Raw genomic sequence first — 19,153 nt, 5'->3', positions numbered from 1 at the left:
AGTGTTGCTGCGTTTTTGATCCTACCCGAGGTCGTAGTAATGCCGCATTTTGTGCAATAGAGGCGGGAGCGGAGGTTACGAAAAAGGCCCTACAATAAGACCCTCGGCGTTGTTGCTGATTTTAATTTTTTCATTTGAAAGCCTGTTTCCCTGTGCCGCATCTTTCTGATACAACTTCTGATAATGTCGCCAACGGCGACGTTTTTGCCCTGTTCGATGATTGTGACGCCAGTGCCACTGATCCGCGCTCCCGCCTTTACACCGCGTATGTCGATACACTGAGTTGCAGCGAGTGCCGTGCATTTCCCGCCTTGCTCACCCAAATGGAGCAGGCATTGCAACGCGGGTTGCATGCAGTGGGCCTGTTTTCTTATGAGCTCGGACCGGAATTGATGGGAACGGCGCAGCATCCAATAGACCAGCCTTTGGCGCAAATTCTGTTATTCAAAAGCTACCAGCAACTTTCCGTCGATCAAGTGCAGGCGTGGCTGGCAGCGCAAAGCAAGAGTCAGTCGGACAGCATGGATAGTCATGCGTTCAGTGCCGGCATTGCAAATATTCAAGCCAATATTAGTGAGAGACAGTTTGGCCAAGCCATCGCCCAGATTCGCGCTTACATCGCGGCGGGTGACATCTATCAGGCCAATTACACTTATCGTCTGCGCTTTGATGCTTTTGGCAATTTGTATGCGTTATATCTGCGTTTGCGCCAACGTCAACCGGTGCCGTATGGCGCCTTGATAGCGTTGCCGGACGGGCGCGCAGTGCTGTCGTTTTCGCCAGAGCTATTTGCCCGGCACGAAAATGGCCAGTTGACAGCATGCCCTATGAAGGGGACCGCGCCAGCATCCGGCGATTCATTGCGGGATGCGGCAAACGCGCAGGCGCTTGCAACCGATCCCAAGAACAGGGCGGAAAACCTGATGATTGTTGATTTGCTGCGCAATGATCTCGGACGTATTGCGACGCTGGGTTCGGTGGCAGTACCGGAATTGTTCGAGGTGAAGCGCTACAGCAGTGTGCTGCAGATGACATCAACCATTCGCGCCCAACTGCGCGCAGATGTCACCCTGGAACAACTGTTCACGGCGCTTTACCCTTGCGGCTCCATCACCGGCGCACCCAAGCGGCGTGCGATGCAGGTTATACGCGAATTGGAACCGGACCCGCGTGGGATATATACCGGCAGCATCGGCTGGTTTGATCCGATCCCTAACAATGCACCTCAAACAGTCGGTGATTTTTGTCTCTCCGTTCCGATTCGTACCCTGGTCTTGCAAGCTCCGCTTTCAAGCGGCATCCGCAACGGCGAGATGGGTGTGGGCGCAGGTATCGTGCACGATAGCGAAGTTACTGAAGAGTATGCCGAGTGCCAGTTGAAAGCCCAATTCCTTACCGGTTTGCAGCATGAATTTAATTTATTCGAGACTTTGCATGCGACACGTTTGGAGGGTTATCGCCACCTTGCGTTGCACTTGGGCCGCCTGCGCGCTTCTGCCGACTACTTCGGTTTTGTATATGCAGAGGGTAAGGTGCGCCATATTCTGGAAGAGGCTCTCGGCAGGTTACCGTTTGATGGGGCATATCGGGCCAGATTATCACTGGATCAATCTGGGCAGTGCGAGGTGCAGACCGTGCCGTTGGAGCCTTTGCCGGCGCAAGTCAAAATACTGATAAGCGCGCATCCCACCAATGCGGCAGATTTGTTTTTGCGTCACAAGACGACGCTCAGGGCGCGCTACGATACCGCCTGGCATGAGGCAGAATTGAAAGGAGCGTTTGATACAATATTTGCCAATACCGAGGGCGAATTAACCGAGGGCGGGCGCAGCAATATTTTCCTGCAAATACAAGGGCATTGGTACACGCCGCCTCTAGAATCTGGTGTTTTGCCGGGCGTAATGCGCAGTGTGTTGCTGGACGATCCGCAATGGACCGCCAGCGAGCGCCGTTTGATATTGGCAGATTTGCGCGCAGCCGAGCGCGTCGTGGTCTGCAATGCACTGCGCGGTGCGGTGGCAGCAGTAGTGGCGTGGCGGGATTAGGTTATTCGGCCGTGTGAGCAATTATTCCCCGAAATTCCTTGCCAAAGTTCTGCGACGTTTGCTATAGTTCGGCTCCCGCTGAGAGGCGGGGCGATAAGCAGGGAGAGAAGTGGCAGCGGAAGTTGGCGGGATTGGACGAAACGCGGGGTGCAGGGAGTTGAAGTTTGCGCCGGGTGTGACGAAAGAAAATGTTGACTGAGTAAGAAAAACGCTGCATAATCTGCCCTCTTCAGTGCTGCAAACAAAACGCTTTGCAGTCTGGTTGGTCCGGGTGAAGATGCCAGGGCTAGCGGAGAAAAGAAAGATCTTTAACAACTAACAGTCGATAAGTGTGAGCACTTGATGGAAGCGCCGCGACGGATGCGAAAGTATCTGTTGTGAAACTTAAAATATCAAATGCTCGCACAGAAGAAAAATAGGATCTTTTTGGAGGCAACTTCAAGAAGAGCCTGTCAGTATTTTGAGTGAGCGACCGGTCCGGTAAAATGGACCATGTCAGCAATGACATAAAACAGAGATTAAACTGAAGAGTTTGATCCTGGCTCAGATTGAACGCTGGCGGCATGCCTTACACATGCAAGTCGAACGGCAGCACGGAGCTTGCTCTGGTGGCGAGTGGCGAACGGGTGAGTAATATATCGGAACGTACCCTCGAGTGGGGGATAACGCAGCGAAAGTTGCGCTAATACCGCATACGATCTACGGAGGAAAGCAGGGGATTCGCAAGGACCTTGTGCTCGTGGAGCGGCCGATATCTGATTAGCTAGTTGGTAGGGTAAAAGCCTACCAAGGCCACGATCAGTAGCTGGTCTGAGAGGACGACCAGCCACACTGGAACTGAGACACGGTCCAGACTCCTACGGGAGGCAGCAGTGGGGAATTTTGGACAATGGGGGCAACCCTGATCCAGCAATGCCGCGTGAGTGAAGAAGGCCTTCGGGTTGTAAAGCTCTTTTGTCAGGGAAGAAACGGTGAGTTCTAATATAGCTTACTAATGACGGTACCTGAAGAATAAGCACCGGCTAACTACGTGCCAGCAGCCGCGGTAATACGTAGGGTGCAAGCGTTAATCGGAATTACTGGGCGTAAAGCGTGCGCAGGCGGTTATGTAAGACAGATGTGAAATGCCCGGGCTCAACCTGGGAACTGCATTTGTGACTGCATGGCTAGAGTGTGTCAGAGGGGGGTAGAATTCCACGTGTAGCAGTGAAATGCGTAGATATGTGGAGGAATACCGATGGCGAAGGCAGCCCCCTGGGATAACACTGACGCTCATGCACGAAAGCGTGGGGAGCAAACAGGATTAGATACCCTGGTAGTCCACGCCCTAAACGATGTCTACTAGTTGTTGGGTCTTAATTGACTTAGTAACGCAGCTAACGCGTGAAGTAGACCGCCTGGGGAGTACGGTCGCAAGATTAAAACTCAAAGGAATTGACGGGGACCCGCACAAGCGGTGGATGATGTGGATTAATTCGATGCAACGCGAAAAACCTTACCTACCCTTGACATGTACGGAACCTTTGAGAGATCAGAGGGTGCTCGAAAGAGAGCCGTAACACAGGTGCTGCATGGCTGTCGTCAGCTCGTGTCGTGAGATGTTGGGTTAAGTCCCGCAACGAGCGCAACCCTTGTCATTAGTTGCTACGAAAGGGCACTCTAATGAGACTGCCGGTGACAAGCCGGAGGAAGGTGGGGATGACGTCAAGTCCTCATGGCCCTTATGGGTAGGGCTTCACACGTCATACAATGGTACATACAGAGGGCCGCCAACCCGCGAGGGGGAGCTAATCCCAGAAAGTGTATCGTAGTCCGGATTGTAGTCTGCAACTCGACTACATGAAGTTGGAATCGCTAGTAATCGCGGATCAGCATGTCGCGGTGAATACGTTCCCGGGTCTTGTACACACCGCCCGTCACACCATGGGAGCGGGTTTCACCAGAAGTAGGTAGCTTAACCGCAAGGAGGGCGCTTACCACGGTGGGATTCGTGACTGGGGTGAAGTCGTAACAAGGTAGCCGTATCGGAAGGTGCGGCTGGATCACCTCCTTTCTAGAGTATGTGCTGAAGTCAAGTGTTCACACTTATCGACTGTTATGAAAAAGAAGAGCAGCAATGAACAGTAATTGGACTGCCAGCGTGTGTGTTGTGTAAGAAGAGCCGCACGACCAACAGCGCAGAGTTGACTAGTCGCTGATTCAAGCGGGTCTGTAGCTCAGCTGGTTAGAGCACTGTGTTGATAACGCAGGGGTCGTTGGTTCGAGTCCAACCAGACCTACCAAAGAGTATAAAAAAGATACTGGGGGTTTAGCTCAGCTGGGAGAGCACCTGCTTTGCAAGCAGGGGGTCGTCGGTTCGATCCCGTCAACCTCCACCACGTAACTGATCAAGAATACAAACCTGAGTCACTCATGCAAAAGTAAGAGGTGCATGAAAAATTCAGGTTTGGTTTCTTAAGCCATTAGCTGTTTCGTTCTTTAAAAATTTGGAAGAAGTAAAGATTTATCAAGGAGTATGGATAAATCGATGCCCACGTTGATAGCAATATCGCGGCAGCAATGCCAGGCGTGCACATTGATGGATCTGTATGACTTGATGGGTTGTGATTGTATCAAATCAAAAAGTATTAAAAGCGAGTTTGTTAAGATGTTTTAAATACAAATTCCTTGCAATACGGCAAACGCTAAAGTAATACTCATAGAAATATCCTATAACCGGTTTTTAATCCGTGCATGAACAGCACTATCGGGTTAGAAGCCAACGTTATAGGGACAAGTGAATAAGTGCACATGGTGGATGCCTTGGCGATATCAGGCGATGAAGGACGTAGTAGCTTGCGATAAGCTGCGGGGAGCGAGCAAACACGCTTTGATCCGCAGATTTCCGAATGGGGAAACCCGGCCGAAAGGTCATTGCACACTGAATACATAGGTGTGCAAAGCGAACGTGGCGAACTGAAACATCTAAGTAGCTACAGGAAAAGAAATCAACCGAGATTCCCAAAGTAGCGGCGAGCGAAATGGGAAGAGCCTGCAAGCAATAGCAGTAGACATAGTGGAAAGCTTTGGAAAAGGCTGCCATAGAGGGTGATAGCCCCGTACACGAAATGTTTATTGTGGTACTAAGCTTGCGACAAGTAGGGCGGGACACGAGAAATCCTGTCTGAACATGGGGGGACCATCCTCCAAGGCTAAATACTCGATATCGACCGATAGTGAACCAGTACCGTGAGGGAAAGGCGAAAAGAACCCCGGAAGGGGAGTGAAATAGATCCTGAAACCGTGTGCATACAAACAGTAGGAGCGGACTTGTTCCGTGACTGCGTACCTTTTGTATAATGGGTCAGCGACTTACATTCAGTGGCAAGGTTAACCGTATAGGGAAGCCGTAGAGAAATCGAGTCCGAATAGGGCGATTTAGTCGCTGGGTGTAGACCCGAAACCAAGTGATCTACTCATGGCCAGGATGAAGGTGCGGTAACACGCACTGGAGGTCCGAACCCACTAATGTTGAAAAATTAGGGGATGAGCTGTGGGTAGGGGTGAAAGGCTAAACAAACTTGGAAATAGCTGGTTCTCTCCGAAAACTATTTAGGTAGTGCCTCACGTATCACCATCGGGGGTAGAGCACTGTTATGGCTAGGGGGTCATCGCGACTTACCAAACCATTGCAAACTCCGAATACCGATGAGTGCGAGCGTGGGAGACAGACGTCGGGTGCTAACGTCCGGCGTCAAGAGGGAAACAACCCAGACCGCCAGCTAAGGTCCCCAAGATTGGCTAAGTGGAAAACGAAGTGGGAAGGCTAAAACAGTCAGGAGGTTGGCTTAGAAGCAGCCATCCTTTAAAGAAAGCGTAATAGCTCACTGATCGAGTCGTCCTGCGCGGAAGATGTAACGGGGCTAAGCCAGTCACCGAAGCTGCGGATATCCGTAAGGATATGGTAGGAGAGCGTTCTGTAAGCCTGCGAAGGTGTCTTGTAAAGGATGCTGGAGGTATCAGAAGTGCGAATGCTGACATGAGTAGCGATAATGGGGGTGAAAAGCCTCCACGCCGTAAGCCCAAGGTTTCCTGTTCAACGTTCATCGGAGCAGGGTGAGTCGGCCCCTAAGGCGAGGCAGAGATGCGTAGCTGATGGGAAGCAGGTTAATATTCCTGCACCATTGTATGATGCGATGGGGGGACGGATCACAGAAGGTTGTCCGGCGGTTGGAAGTGCCGGTTCTTGACTTGTAGAAGGCCCTTTGGCAAATCCGGGGGCGTAATTCAAGGGGTTGAGACGAGCGAACTTGTTCGCGAAGCAATTGGAAGTGGTTCCAAGAAAAGCCTCTAAGCTTCAGTCATACAAGACCGTACCGCAAACCGACACAGGTGGGCGAGATGAGTATTCTAAGGCGCTTGAGAGAACTCGGGAGAAGGAACTCGGCAAATTGGTACCGTAACTTCGGGATAAGGTACGCCCTGGTAGTTTGACCCCCCTGCGGGGGAAGGATGAAAGGGTTGCAATAAACTGGTGGCTGCGACTGTTTAATAAAAACACAGCACTATGCAAACACGAAAGTGGACGTATATGGTGTGACTCCTGCCCGGTGCTGGAAGATTAAATGATGGGGTGCAAGCTCTTGATTGAAGTCCCAGTAAACGGCGGCCGTAACTATAACGGTCCTAAGGTAGCGAAATTCCTTGTCGGGTAAGTTCCGACCTGCACGAATGGAGTAACGATGGCCACACTGTCTCCTCCCGAGACTCAGCGAAGTTGAAGTGGTTGTGATGATGCAATCTACCCGCGGCTAGACGGAAAGACCCCATGAACCTTTACTGTAGCTTTGCATTGAATTTTGAACCAATCTGTGTAGGATAGGTGGGAGGCTTTGAAGCGTGAACGCTAGTTTGCGTGGAGCCAACCTTGAAATACCACCCTGGTTTGTTTGAGATTCTAACCTTGGTCCGTTATCCGGATCGGGGACAGTGCATGGTAGGCAGTTTGACTGGGGCGGTCTCCTCCCAAAGTGTAACGGAGGAGTTCGAAGGTACGCTAGGTACGGTCGGACATCGTGCTGTTAGTGCAATGGCATAAGCGTGCTTAACTGCGAGACTGACAAGTCGAGCAGGTACGAAAGTAGGACATAGTGATCCGGTGGTTCTGTATGGAAGGGCCATCGCTCAACGGATAAAAGGTACTCTGGGGATAACAGGCTGATTCCTCCCAAGAGTTCATATCGACGGGGGAGTTTGGCACCTCGATGTCGGCTCATCACATCCTGGGGCTGTAGCCGGTCCCAAGGGTATGGCTGTTCGCCATTTAAAGTGGTACGTGAGCTGGGTTTAAAACGTCGTGAGACAGTTTGGTCCCTATCTGCCGTGGGCGTTGGAAATTTGAAGGGGGCTGCTCCTAGTACGAGAGGACCGGAGTGGACGAACCTCTGGTGTACCGGTTGTCACGCCAGTGGCATTGCCGGGTAGCTAAGTTCGGAAGAGATAACCGCTGAAAGCATCTAAGCGGGAAACTTGCCTTAAGATGAGATTTCCCTGGAGCCCTGAGCTCCTTGAAGGGTCGTTCGAGACCAGGACGTTGATAGGCTGGGTGTGGAAGCGCAGTAATGCGTTAAGCTAACCAGTACTAATTGCCCGTAAGGCTTGTCCCTATAACCTTGGCAGGTTATAGAAATCAATGAGTAAAACTTGTGTTTGACAACTTTGGCAGTCACAACCCAAAAATAATATATCTTTACTTCTTCCAGATTGCGTCGCTTGCTGACATGCACACTCGTAGCAATACGATATACGCAGTAGCAAACGATGTTACAAGTTATGCCTGATGACCATAGCAAGTCGGTACCACCCCTTCCCATCCCGAACAGGACCGTGAAACGACTTCGCGCCGATGATAGTGCGTCAACACGTGTGAAAGTAGGTCATCGTCAGGCTGTTATCCCTAAAACCCCCGTACTCATCCTACGGGGGTTTTTTTATGCGCTCCAACACATAAATACCTTCAGTATTCAAAATTCCACTTGATTAACCACCGCACTAACCCCAGCAGCATGACTCCGCATCCGCTTTCTGCGAATTTGCAATACGCCAGCACAAGCATGGCGATTGCATGAAGGGTCAGTTGTTGAGCCCAGTAACTTGCCAAGGTAATTAACGTTCCAATCAGCTTTCAGTCGCTTGTCGCTGATGCCGAGTTTCGTGGTGGTGTCGCTTTTGCTCGGCGCAACAAACTGGTGGATCCAGCATATGCACAGTCAGAGTTGCTGGCGACGAGGCCATGTAAGGTGTGGCCGTGAGAAATCAGCAAAATCAAGGGGGCGGCCAAGTCAGCGCATTACAACCTCTCATTACAACCTCCGTGTCATCTTCACTATATATGCCAAAACCGACTTCAGTAGATGACGAAAGAAATTAGATAGAATCAGACGCTAAGCTTCGCAATAATTGTCCCAAAGCGACTGACACATTCGAGTCGTCGCACCTTGTCAGGAAACCGAAAAAATGCATCCTCGCGCCTTTCCAATTGCTTTTCCCAGGTTGCGCACCATTCCACCTGCGGACGTAGCGAGCGACAGCGTTAGCGCGAACTATGCGCGCATCGGTTGTTATCTGGATTGTTTGAAGACGCAACGTAATCTATCTCCGCACACTACAGACAATTATGGACGTGACTTGTACGAACTGGCGACAATGCTGGACGGCACTGCGCTACTGCTGGTAACCCATGAGCAGGTGCGCAGCATGACTTCGCGCCTGCATGCCAGGGGTTTGAATCCGCGCTCAATTGCACGCAAACTGTCGGCTTGGCGTGGGTTTTTCGGCTGGCTGTCCGAGCAGACTACGCTAGCGTCGAACCCGGTCGATGGTGTCAGCGCGCCCAGGCGGGCCAAAACTTTGCCGCTGGCGCTGGGTGCCGACGATGCGGTGCGTCTGGTGTCAAACCCGAATCCGAATGCCGCCGCCGACAGTGCCATCCAGTTGTGCAATCGGGCGATGTTCGAACTACTGTATTCGAGCGGCCTGCGGGTTTCGGAACTGGTCGGGCTGGATGTGCGTTATGTCCATGAGACGACGCCGCGCGGCAAGCCATACACTTCAGCAGGCTGGGTCGATATCGATGCGCGGGATGTGATTGTCACCGGCAAAGGCAGCAAGGTGCGCAGCGTGCCAGTCGGCCAGGGTGCGATTCTGGCGCTACAGGCATGGATTACCGCCCGTGCGGGCGTGATCCAGCTTGACCCGCACCCACTATTTTTGAGCACCCGCGGTACCCGAATCTCGGTACGAACGCTGCAAATGCGCATCAAGACGCATGCGCAGGCACTGGGAATTCCGGCTGATGTGCATCCGCACATGCTGCGCCATTCATTTGCCTCGCATCTGCTGCAATCGTCGGGCGACTTGCGTGCGGTGCAGGAAATGTTGGGGCACGAATCGATTGCCTCCACGCAAATTTATACCGCGCTCGATTTTCAGCGTCTGGCCACCGTGTATGATGCCGCCCACCCGCGCGCCAAGAAAAAATCCCCGACTGGGGTGTGACTACGCAATTGCGCAGTTGCGGCATAATTACCAAATGGATTTTTCACATATACACCCTATGAACCCCACGCCCCAGATCGCCATCGCCCACCGCAGCAAGCCATCGGAAGCGGCGCGCACAGAAGCCCAAGGCCGTTTGCGCGCAGTCTCGGTGCGGGTCACGCCGGCGCGCGTTAAAGTGCTGGCAGCCTTGCTTGGCGCGCCGCGCGCGCTGTCGCACCAGGATATGCAGGAGGCTTTTGCCGAGATGGATCGCGTCACTCTGTACCGTGCGCTGGACTGCCTGATTGCAGCGGGCCTGACCCACAAGATCGCCGGCGATGATCGCGTGTTCCGTTACAGCGCCGGAACCGAACATTCCGAACGCGGCGGCGTCAGCGCGCACCAGCATGGACATTTCAAATGCACGCGCTGCGCCAAGGTATTTTGCCTGAACGTGGACGGCGAGGCAGATCTGGTGTCCGATGTGTTGGCGCAATCGGCTTGCCGGCAATCGACACTGCGCCAGCAATTGCAAGCGGTGCTGCAAGACAATCTTGGTCCTGGTTTTCAAAGCCACGACATCGAACTGACCATCAAGGGCTGGTGCGCCGAATGCGCACGGCAACCACAATAATTCCCAATATTTGCGACAATTTACGACGAAATACACTATGGCATTGCTTCCAACCACGATACTGACCGGCTTCCTCGGCGCCGGCAAAACCACCTTGCTCAATCGCATTTTGCAGGAAAATCACGGCTATAAAATCGCCGTAATTGAAAATGAATTCGGCCAAGAAAACATCGACAACGAAATCCTGGTGCAAGACAGCAGCGAACAGATCATTCAGATGAACAACGGCTGCATCTGCTGCACGGTGCGCGGCGACCTGATCGCAGCGCTGACCGATCTGGCGCAAAAGCGCGCCGCCGGACTGCTGCACTTTGATCGCCTGGTGATCGAGACCACCGGCTTGGCAAATCCGGGGCCGGTGGCGCAAACTTTCTTCATGGATGAGGAAGTCGCACTGTCCTACATGCTGGATGCGATCATCACCGTGGTCGATGCGCGCCACGCGATGCAACAACTCGATGCGCATGAAGAAGCACAGCGCCAGGTGGGCTTCGCCGACCGCATCCTGTTATCGAAAACCGATCTGGTCAGCGCGGCCGAAGTCGCCATACTGACCACGCGCTTAAAACGCATCAATCCGCGGGCACCGGTGGGAGCCGCCGATTTCGGCCGCGCCCCGATTGCCGAACTGCTCGACATCCGCGGCTTCAACCTCAACGAAAAACTGGAAATCGATCCCGAATTTCTGGCCGCTGAAGACGCTGAAGCACATGAAAAACAACATGCATGCGCGCCCGGTTGCGATCACGCGCACCACGAGCATCATGACCATCATCGCGCGCACCACAGCGACGATATTTCCTCGTTCGTATTCAAGAGCGAGCGCGCGTTCAATAGCGCTCTGCTGGATGAATTTCTGGGCAGCATCGTGCAGGTTTTCGGGCCGCGCATGCTGCGTTACAAAGGCGTATTGCTGATGGAAGGCGCTGATCGCAAGGTGCTGTTCCAAGGCGTGCATCAATTGATGGGCACCGATATCGGTGGTGCGTGGGCGGAGGGCGAAATACGGGGCAGCAAGATGGTGTTTATCGGACAAAATCTGCCAAAGGAAACAATTATTACCGGCCTGGAGCAATGTCTGGTATAAACTGTCGGCGTTTTTGGTGGTATGGGCAGAATTTATTCTTGAAAACACCATGTTAACCTTCCAAAAACAGCACAAGTATTAACGCACTGGAAGATGAGGATTATCAACGTCAGCGCTATGAAGTCTGCTAAAGTAGCCAGCCGATTGTGAGACTTCCAGGCAAATTGACAATGTGAGCGAATCCGTTCCGGCAGCGCATTAATGAACGATACCGTAGCCGGATTAGCGGATAAAATTATTTGAACCTGCATCGAAAGTCAGCGAAGTGATTACTAAAACTAAACAACCCAATGCCGACGTCAACGTGACCGACACGCTTCTTACTGAAGAGAAAATCCTCAAGATGGGCGAAAAAGATTACATGAACGAGGCGCAACTGGCCTTTTTCAAGGCGCGCCTGAAGCAGATTGAGAAAGACCTGCTGCAAAACGCCGACGACACCACCGAGCATTTGCGTGAAACCACGCTGGTGCCCGATCCTGCCGACCGCGCCACGATCGAGGAAGAGCATGCGCTGGAATTGCGCACCCGCGACCGCGAACGCAAGCTGATCAAGAAAGTCCAGCAATCGATCGCCAGAATCAATGAAGGCGATTACGGCTGGTGCGAAGAAACCGGCGAAGCAATCGGCATTCCGCGTTTGCTGGCCCGTCCGACCGCAACCCTGTCGCTGGAAGCGCAGCAGCGGCGTGAACTCAAGCAAAAGCTGTATGGCGATTAAAGACTAAATAGAACGCCCGATGTGGCGTTGTGTTAAAAAAACGTGCGAGCAAGTTGTTCGCACGTTTTTTATTGCCATGAAGAAAATAACGACAATGTTGTAAACCTGCCGTATGCGCTAAAAAAATATACATGGTGGCGTATTATTTTTTACTGCAATTTTTATATGCGTAAAGCAGATGTTTCAATTATTTTTTATGGGGGTATGTGTGGTATTGCATCAAATATCTGATGTCGCACACAAAAAATGCAGTCCACGAAAAGCATGAAGGGACCTTCTTTTTGGTAGCCGAAAGGAGGGCGTTATGCATTCTTTCGTGGACAATGTTTTTCATCAGTCCTCATCTGATTTTGCGGAGTCGTTATCAGGTGCTATATGGAAGGTTGGCGCTGAACCGTCTTTGGCTTGACCGGGATAGATAGTCATGTGTGGGTAGGGTATTTCGATACCGTGCTGATCGAAGGCCTGTTTCAGCCGGCGCAGGAATTCCCGGCGCACCTCCCATTGTCCAAGCGGCAGCACTTTGAAACGGCAGCGGATAATGACTGCGGATTGCTCCAGTTTATCGACGCCGGCCATTTCCATATCCGCCATAATCTTAGGGCCGATGGTCTCGTCCTTGCGCAAATTTGCTCCTACCTGGAGCATCAAACGCATCACCTCGTCGGTGTCTTCCCGGTACGCCACGCCGACATCGGCCACAGCAAAGGCGAATCCCCGGCTCATGTTGGTGACCGTGGTGATAATGCCGTTGGGAATGAAATGCACGTTGCCGTCGTAATCGCGCAACCTGATATAGCGCAGCGTCACTTCCTCTACCAGCCCAGCCTTGCCGCCCACCTCAATCACGTCGCCTTGCCGCACCTGGTTTTCCAGTAGCAGGAAGATGCCGTTGAAGTAATCTTTGATCAGGCTTTGCGCAGCAAATGCAACTGCGATGCCGAGCACTCCGGCGGTGGCCAGGATCGGCGCGATGGAAACACCCAGCTCGCTCAAAATTACCATGCCCGCGACCACATAAATAACCACTGACGAAACATAGTGGAACACCCGGCCCAACGTTTCGATGCGCTTGAGATCTTCCGGATCATTGCCGGTACGGCGTATCGAATAGTTCTGCAGTACCAGGATGGCTTTATTCGATAAATGCAGCAGCACCCAGGACAGGATCAAAATTAACAGGATATGCAGTGCCGCTTGGGACAGGTTCAGCAATTCCTTTACATCGAAGGTGCCGATTATGTTGTTGAGTGTTTTCATTGTTTTTCTAACGCTGTGACGTTGCTAAAGAGGTGTCTGGAGATGCTGCTACCGGATGATTCTGGCTGCCCGCGGACGCAATTGCAAATGGCAGAACAGGTCCGGATAGTGCAATGCAGCATACCACTCCACCAGGACGGTCAGGTTTTTGATCCGCTCCAGACGCGCCATGGGGAGGGTCAGCGGTTTGGTTTTTGCGCCAGTAGAGCGCGCCTGGGAGGTTGTACTTCTGGGACAATGAGCCGAGAAAAGCATGCCATAATCGCCTTGCCGATTCAGAGTAAATGTTGTTATCTGATAGCCAAAGTATTCAATGTAATGGCGGCCCTTGGCGCGCTGCCGGGGTGGTCGAAGTCAACAGCAAAACAACCATCGATTATATTTTTGAACAGATTCTGCTGTCTGGCAGCCTGTCGGATGTCATTTCAGAAAACACACAGCACCGGTGAGGCCCGCAGAACATGAAGAACGTGAAGTTTTTTTCTCTTTTTGGCAAGAAGCAGCAGTCGCAGGCCGACACACCGGCTGAAGACGCGCGTGCACGCGACGGCAGCGAAGAAAACCTGCGCGCGAACAATCAAGTCGAACGCAGTGGCAACATGCACTTCGATCGGCACAAGGTCGCCCGCGCTACTGAACTGAAGATCGATGCGATCGAATCGGCCATGTCGCTCCAACTTGACGGCAATCCCCGCACGAATGGCGCCTCGCGCACAGTGAGCGCCAAGGCGCAGTCCGGCACTGAATCCAGCGCATTCAAGAACACCATACAGCTGATGGATGCACCGACCGAAATCCTGTTTGATAAGTTTGACAACGATCTGCCCGGCGCTACCAGCGTGATGGCGACAACCCTCCCGACTCCATTAATTGAAGAAGCCGCGATCCTGTTTGCGAACGATCAGCAGGCACTGGCCGAACGTTTACTACAAAATGCGATCCTGCAAGCGCCGCTTACCGAGCCCAATGAACCTGTTTATCTGCTGCTGTTGGACTTGTATCAACTCAGCGGCCAGCAACAGACGTTCGACAGTTTGTCGACCGATTACATCAGCCGCTTTGAAACCTCGCCGCCGGCATGGCGCAGCCGAACCCAGCAAGTGCCGTCCGCTGCGCCGGCATCCAGTTGGCCAAGCGTGGTTTTTCCGGAGTCTCTGGACGGCGACAGCGCAACGCAGGTCGAACGCGCACAACAGTTGAGCGCCGCACACCAGATATTGCGCCTGGACTTCAGCCGCATACGGAAGACCGACCCGGCCGGTTGCGCGCTGCTGTTGCAACTCTTGCGCCGTCTGCACAAATCCGGCCATGATCTGATCTTGCCGGGAGCGCCGGAGCTGGTCGAGCGCATCCAATCCACCTTGCAGGCCGGGCAGCGCGATGCCAGTGCCGCACCCTGGCTTTTGCTGCTGGAGCTGCTACGGCTATTGGACCGGGAACAGGAATTCGAAGAAAACAGTATTGAATATTGCATCACCTTCGAAATTTCCCCTCCCGCCTTTGAGGCGCCAAGGCCGCCTTCCCCCACAGCCCCAGCCCCTTTTCCGCAAGCGGGAGAGGGGAGCGAGCCAATCTCTGCTGTCAACCGGCCAGAGCACTTCGCGATGCCGGAGCTTGTGACCGGCGATACCCGGCAACTACTGGAGGCTATCAGTGCATTCGCGTCTGAGCGCGAAACTGTTGTGATCGACTGTTCGCAGTTGTGCCGCATTGATTTCAGTGCATCCTGGCAACTTCTGGCCGGTTTGGTGCCGCTAGCCAGAAAAGGCAAAATACTCGAATTCCATGCAGTCAACTGCCCGGTCGCGGCCCTGCTCAACGTCATGGGATTGAAGGAAATCGCCCGCATCATCCCGCGCAAGGGCTGATGCCGTCGTCTTGCAATCGGCTGGCACATCCCCACTTTTATGTCTTATGGAGCATATCCGGAGTACATCCGTCCATCATATTTTTGAGGTAAGCATGGAACAATTTCACGGCACCACCATCCTGTCGGTGCGGCGCGGCAACATCGTCGCACTCGGCGGCGACGGTCAGGTCACGCTCGGCAATATCGTCATGAAAGGCACCGCCCGCAAGGTGCGCACGCTGTACCACGGCAAAGTGTTGGCCGGTTTTGCCGGCGGCACCGCCGATGCATTCACGCTGATCGAACGCTTCGAAGCCAAGCTGGAAAAACACCAGGGCCATCTGATGCGCGCCTCGGTCGAACTGGCCAAGGACTGGCGCACCGACCGCATGCTGCGCCGGCTGGAAGCGATGTTGCTGGTGGCCGACCGCGAAACGACGCTGGTCATCACCGGCAACGGCGACGTGCTGGAGCCGGAAGACGGCATCGGCGCTATCGGCTCCGGCGGCACTTTCGCCCAATCCGCAGCCAAAGCCCTGCAAGAAAATACGGATCTGACGCCGCTGGATATCGTCAAGAAATCGCTGACGATTGCCGCCGAGCTTTGCATCTATACCAATATGTCACACACCATCGAAACGCTGGGTTGATCGCCATGAACATGACACCGCAAGAAATCGTCTCCGAACTCGACAAGCATGTAGTCGGCCAAGGCAACGCCAAGCGCGCAGTCGCCATCGCGCTGCGCAACCGCTGGCGTCGGCAACAAGTGGCAGAGCCGCTGCGGCACGAAATCACGCCTAAAAACATCCTGATGATTGGCCCCACCGGCGTCGGCAAGACCGAAATCGCGCGCCGCCTGGCGAAACTGGCGGATGCGCCCTTCATCAAGATCGAAGCCACCAAGTTCACCGAAGTCGGTTATGTCGGCCGTGACGTCGACACCATCATCCGCGACCTGGTCGATATCGGCATCAAGCAAACTCGCGAAGCGGCCACCCGCAAGGTGCGCGCACGCGCCGAAGATGCGGCCGAAGACCGCATCATCGACATCCTGGTGCCGCCGGCGCGCGATTTCGGCCTGAATACGCCAGCCGAGACCGATGCACAGAAAGGCAATTCCACGCGCCAGACTTTCCGCAAGCGCTTGCGCGAAGGTGCGCTGGACGATAACGAGATCGAGCTGGAAGTCGCCGAGGTTGGCCCGCAAATGGAAATCATGGCGCCGCCCGGCATGGAAGAAATGACCGAGCAGATCAAGACCATGTTTTCCGGCATGGGCAGCGCCCGCAAGAAAGCCCGCAAGATGAAAGTCCGCGACGCGATGAAGCTGCTGATCGAGGAAGAAGCGGGCAAACTGGTCAATGAGGAAGAACTCAAGCAGCAGGCGATCACCAATGTCGAGCAAAACGGCATCGTGTTCCTGGACGAAATCGACAAGATCGCGTCGCGTTCCGAAGCCGGCGGGGCCGAAGTATCGCGCGCCGGCGTGCAGCGTGACCTGCTGCCGCTGGTCGAGGGCACCACCGTCAATACCAAATACGGCATGATCAAGACCGATCACATTTTGTTCATTGCCTCCGGCGCTTTCCATCTGGCCAAACCGTCCGATCTGATCCCCGAACTGCAGGGCCGGTTCCCGATCCGGGTCGAACTGGAATCGCTGTCGATTGCCGATTTCGAATGCATCCTGACCTCCACCGACGCTTGTCTGACCGCGCAATACGAAGCGCTGCTGGCGACCGAGGAAGTGCAGATCGACTTCACCCCGGAAGGCGTGCGGCGCCTGGCCGAAATCGCATACTCGGTGAATGAAAAGACCGAGAACATCGGGGCCCGCCGCCTGTATACCGTGATGGAAAAGCTGCTGGAAGAAATCTCGTTCGCGGCCAGCGAAACCGCCGGCAAGGTAATCTCGATCGACGCCGCCTACGTCAACGAGCGGCTCGGGGCGCTGTCAATCGATGACGACCTGGCGCGTTACATTCTGTAGGAACCCCGCAGCATAATTTTATTTATGCTCGGGTATATGCAAAAAACATACTGTTGCCGCATATAATTATTGTGGGCTTTAAATATACACTAACATGTATATTTAAAGCCCACAAATTTTTGGAAGCGTAATATTTAACGTTGTGTACCTGCTCTTGGCGGCGGCTGTGATTGCGCTGCGGGCGCCACTCCTTGTTGAGCGGGCGGCGGCAAGCCAGTGGTCGCCCCCGGCACTACTGTGGTCGTGGTGGCCGAAGACATGCCCGGCGTCACCGCGCCCGGCGCCCTGATCGACAGATCCAGGCCGGTTTCAGCCTTGGCGCTGACTGCCAGTTCGACGCGCTTGATGACGCCGGACTCCGACAGCAGTACGTATTGCGGATGGACTTCCTTCACCGTCACGCCCGGCGTCAGTTCCTCGCCGGCAGCCACCGCCTTGGCCGGCTTGCCGTCGGCCGACAGGATGGCCACGCTATCGTAGCTTCTGGCGGCAGCGACCACCCCGTTGAGCTGATAATTGCTGGCCAGATTAATTGCCGCGCCGCCGAACAAGCCTTTGGCGGCGTCCAGCGACAACGCGGGCGGCTCCGCCTGCGGTACGGCAGCCACCGCGCGTACTGGCGGCTGGAACAGTTGCATGGCCCAATAGGCGGCCGACGCGCACAGCGCGATGAACATCGCAAAACTGGCAAACCAGGGCAAGCGCTTCATGTCAATTCTTTCTACGCATATTATTAACCAATGTCACGCACGTCCGTAGGATGGGTGCAACCCATCATGTAAGTTCGATATGCGATGGGTTGCACCCATCCTACGATACTGATGTTAATGCACCAACTGATTGATCTCGATGATCGGCATCAGCACCGCCAGCACGATCAGCAGCACCACCACGCCCATGATCAGGATCAGCGCCGGCTCCAGCAAGCCGGCGATGGTCAGCGTGCGGCGTTCCAGATCCTGCTCCTGGGAAGTGGCTGCGCGCTCCAACATCGCCGGCAATTCGCCGGTGGCTTCGCCGGCGCGGATCATGTGGATCAGCATCGGCGGGAAATGCTGGCGCGCCGACAGCGCACGCGCCAGGCTGACGCCTTCGCGCACCGCCGCAGCGGCTTCTTCGACTTGCTCGCGCATGGCGACATTCGACAGCGTGTCGCGGCTGGTCTGCAGTGCACGCAAAATCGGCACCCCGGAACCAATCGTGATCGCCAGCGTGCTGGCAAAGCGCGACGTATTCAGGCTGCGCTCGAATTTGCCATATAGCGGCGCGGTCAGCAGCCACTTGTGCCAGCGCATTTTGGTAGCCGGATTCTGCAAAGCGGCGCGCCAGGCGAAACCCATCGCGATGATCGCCAGCAACATAAACACGCCGTAACTTCGCACGAAATCAGAAATTGCCAGCATCATCACTGTCAGCAGCGGCAGTTTTTGCTTGGTATTGGAGAACACGGAAACGATTTGCGGCACCACATAGGTCAGCAAAAAGATCACGATCGCAAACGCCACCACCGAGACGATGGCCGGATAAGTAAAAGCGAGCTTCACCTTTTGCACCAGCGCATTGCGCCGTTCGATAAAGTCGGCCAGCCGCGACAGTACCCGCGCCAGTTGGCCGATCTGCTCGCCGGAGGCGACCAGGGCGCGGTAAATCTCGGCAAAATCGCGCGGATGCTGGGACAAGGCGTCCGACAGCGACGCGCCGCCCATCACTTCGGAGCGGATCGAGGCGATCAGGTCGCGCACATACGGCCGCTCGGCTTGTTCCAGCAAGGCGGAAAAAGCTTGTTCCAGCGGCAGGCTGGCTTCCAGCAAGCTCGCCATCTGGCGCGTAAACAACGACAGTTCATTGGTCGACAAGCGCTCGCCGAAGCCGTGCCGGCGACGTGCGCCGGTGGCATCGACCTGGGTGGTAATCGGTTCTACCGCAATCGGCGTCAAACCCTGCAGGCGCAGATCGGTGCGCGCCGCACGGGCGCTGTCGGCGTTGACCACGCCTTTGCTGGTGGCGCCCAGGGCATTCACGGCTTCGTAACGAAAAACTGCCATG

Annotated in this window: 13 protein-coding genes, 2 tRNA genes and 3 rRNA genes; 14 read left to right on the top strand and 4 right to left on the bottom strand. The window is 54.4% G+C overall.

Annotated features, from left to right (window positions below):
* The first annotated feature begins 152 nt into the window (after positions 1-152).
* The 10 genes from pabB to dksA all read left to right on the top strand — a co-directional run bounded on the left by pabB (position 153) and on the right by dksA (position 12,005).
* Positions 153-2,045, top strand: coding sequence for an aminodeoxychorismate synthase component I (gene pabB / locus FKCLFG_RS14860; RefSeq protein WP_472613842.1), 1,893 nt, complete (start codon positions 153-155; stop codon positions 2,043-2,045).
* 520 nt (positions 2,046-2,565) lie between these two features.
* Positions 2,566-4,098, top strand: a 16S ribosomal RNA gene (locus tag FKCLFG_RS14855).
* A gap of 152 nt (positions 4,099-4,250) precedes the next feature.
* Positions 4,251-4,327: transfer RNA gene (locus FKCLFG_RS14850), tRNA-Ile, on the top strand.
* Between the two features lie 20 nt (positions 4,328-4,347).
* Positions 4,348-4,423, top strand: a tRNA-Ala gene (locus FKCLFG_RS14845).
* A gap of 392 nt (positions 4,424-4,815) precedes the next feature.
* Positions 4,816-7,690 (top strand): 23S ribosomal RNA (locus FKCLFG_RS14840).
* 169 nt (positions 7,691-7,859) lie between these two features.
* A 5S ribosomal RNA gene (rrf, locus tag FKCLFG_RS14835) occupies positions 7,860-7,972 on the top strand.
* Together the 16S, 23S and 5S rRNA genes with 2 tRNA genes alongside form the textbook arrangement of a ribosomal RNA operon.
* A 568-nt stretch (positions 7,973-8,540) precedes the next feature.
* Complete coding sequence (locus FKCLFG_RS14830) at positions 8,541-9,581, top strand: tyrosine recombinase XerC (protein WP_472613841.1); 1,041 nt, start codon at positions 8,541-8,543, stop codon at positions 9,579-9,581.
* Between the two features lie 58 nt (positions 9,582-9,639).
* The gene (locus tag FKCLFG_RS14825; RefSeq protein WP_472613840.1) at positions 9,640-10,197 is read left to right on the top strand and encodes a Fur family transcriptional regulator; all 558 of its coding nucleotides are present in this window, start codon (positions 9,640-9,642) and stop codon (positions 10,195-10,197) included.
* Positions 10,198-10,234: 37 nt separating this feature from the next.
* Entirely contained in the window at positions 10,235-11,284 is a 1,050-nt protein-coding gene (locus FKCLFG_RS14820) for a CobW family GTP-binding protein (RefSeq protein WP_472613839.1), read from the top strand.
* Positions 11,285-11,627: 343 nt separating this feature from the next.
* Positions 11,628-12,005, top strand: coding sequence for an RNA polymerase-binding protein DksA (gene dksA, locus FKCLFG_RS14815; RefSeq protein WP_472615872.1), 378 nt, complete (start codon positions 11,628-11,630; stop codon positions 12,003-12,005).
* Between the two features lie 333 nt (positions 12,006-12,338).
* Here the strand turns inward: dksA and FKCLFG_RS14810 are convergent, their stop codons facing one another.
* Together FKCLFG_RS14810 and FKCLFG_RS14805 are read right to left on the bottom strand one after the other, a co-directional pair.
* Complete coding sequence (locus tag FKCLFG_RS14810) at positions 12,339-13,265, bottom strand: mechanosensitive ion channel family protein (RefSeq protein WP_472613838.1); 927 nt, start codon at positions 13,263-13,265, stop codon at positions 12,339-12,341.
* Positions 13,266-13,313: 48 nt separating this feature from the next.
* Positions 13,314-13,520, bottom strand: coding sequence for a hypothetical protein (locus tag FKCLFG_RS14805; protein ID WP_472613837.1), 207 nt, complete (start codon positions 13,518-13,520; stop codon positions 13,314-13,316).
* Positions 13,521-13,549: 29 nt separating this feature from the next.
* Here FKCLFG_RS14805 and FKCLFG_RS14800 point away from each other — a divergent pair, with 29 nt between their 5' ends.
* The 4 genes from FKCLFG_RS14800 to hslU all read left to right on the top strand — a co-directional run bounded on the left by FKCLFG_RS14800 (position 13,550) and on the right by hslU (position 17,107).
* Complete coding sequence (locus tag FKCLFG_RS14800; protein WP_472613836.1) at positions 13,550-13,714, top strand: hypothetical protein; 165 nt, start codon at positions 13,550-13,552, stop codon at positions 13,712-13,714.
* Between the two features lie 12 nt (positions 13,715-13,726).
* Positions 13,727-15,133, top strand: coding sequence for an STAS domain-containing protein (locus tag FKCLFG_RS14795; protein WP_472613835.1), 1,407 nt, complete (start codon positions 13,727-13,729; stop codon positions 15,131-15,133).
* A 94-nt stretch (positions 15,134-15,227) separates the two neighbouring features.
* Positions 15,228-15,764, top strand: coding sequence for an ATP-dependent protease subunit HslV (gene hslV / locus FKCLFG_RS14790; RefSeq protein ID WP_472613834.1), 537 nt, complete (start codon positions 15,228-15,230; stop codon positions 15,762-15,764).
* 5 nt (positions 15,765-15,769) lie between these two features.
* Positions 15,770-17,107 carry an ATP-dependent protease ATPase subunit HslU gene (hslU, locus tag FKCLFG_RS14785; protein WP_472613833.1) on the top strand — a complete coding sequence of 446 codons (1,338 nt, stop codon included), beginning with the start codon at positions 15,770-15,772 and terminating at the stop codon, positions 17,105-17,107.
* A 134-nt stretch (positions 17,108-17,241) separates the two neighbouring features.
* On the opposite strand, the gene FKCLFG_RS14780 is transcribed toward hslU, so the two are convergent.
* Both FKCLFG_RS14780 and gspF read right to left on the bottom strand, forming a co-directional pair.
* Positions 17,242-17,817 carry a type II secretion system protein N gene (locus FKCLFG_RS14780; protein WP_472613832.1) on the bottom strand — a complete coding sequence of 192 codons (576 nt, stop codon included), beginning with the start codon at positions 17,815-17,817 and terminating at the stop codon, positions 17,242-17,244.
* Positions 17,818-17,931: 114 nt separating this feature from the next.
* Complete coding sequence (gspF, locus tag FKCLFG_RS14775) at positions 17,932-19,152, bottom strand: type II secretion system inner membrane protein GspF (RefSeq protein ID WP_472613831.1); 1,221 nt, start codon at positions 19,150-19,152, stop codon at positions 17,932-17,934.
* Position 19,153: the final 1 nt, after the last annotated feature.

This window comes from Gelidimonas denitrificans (assembly GCF_055694065.1).
This window is presented reverse-complemented; position numbering and strand designations above follow the sequence as displayed.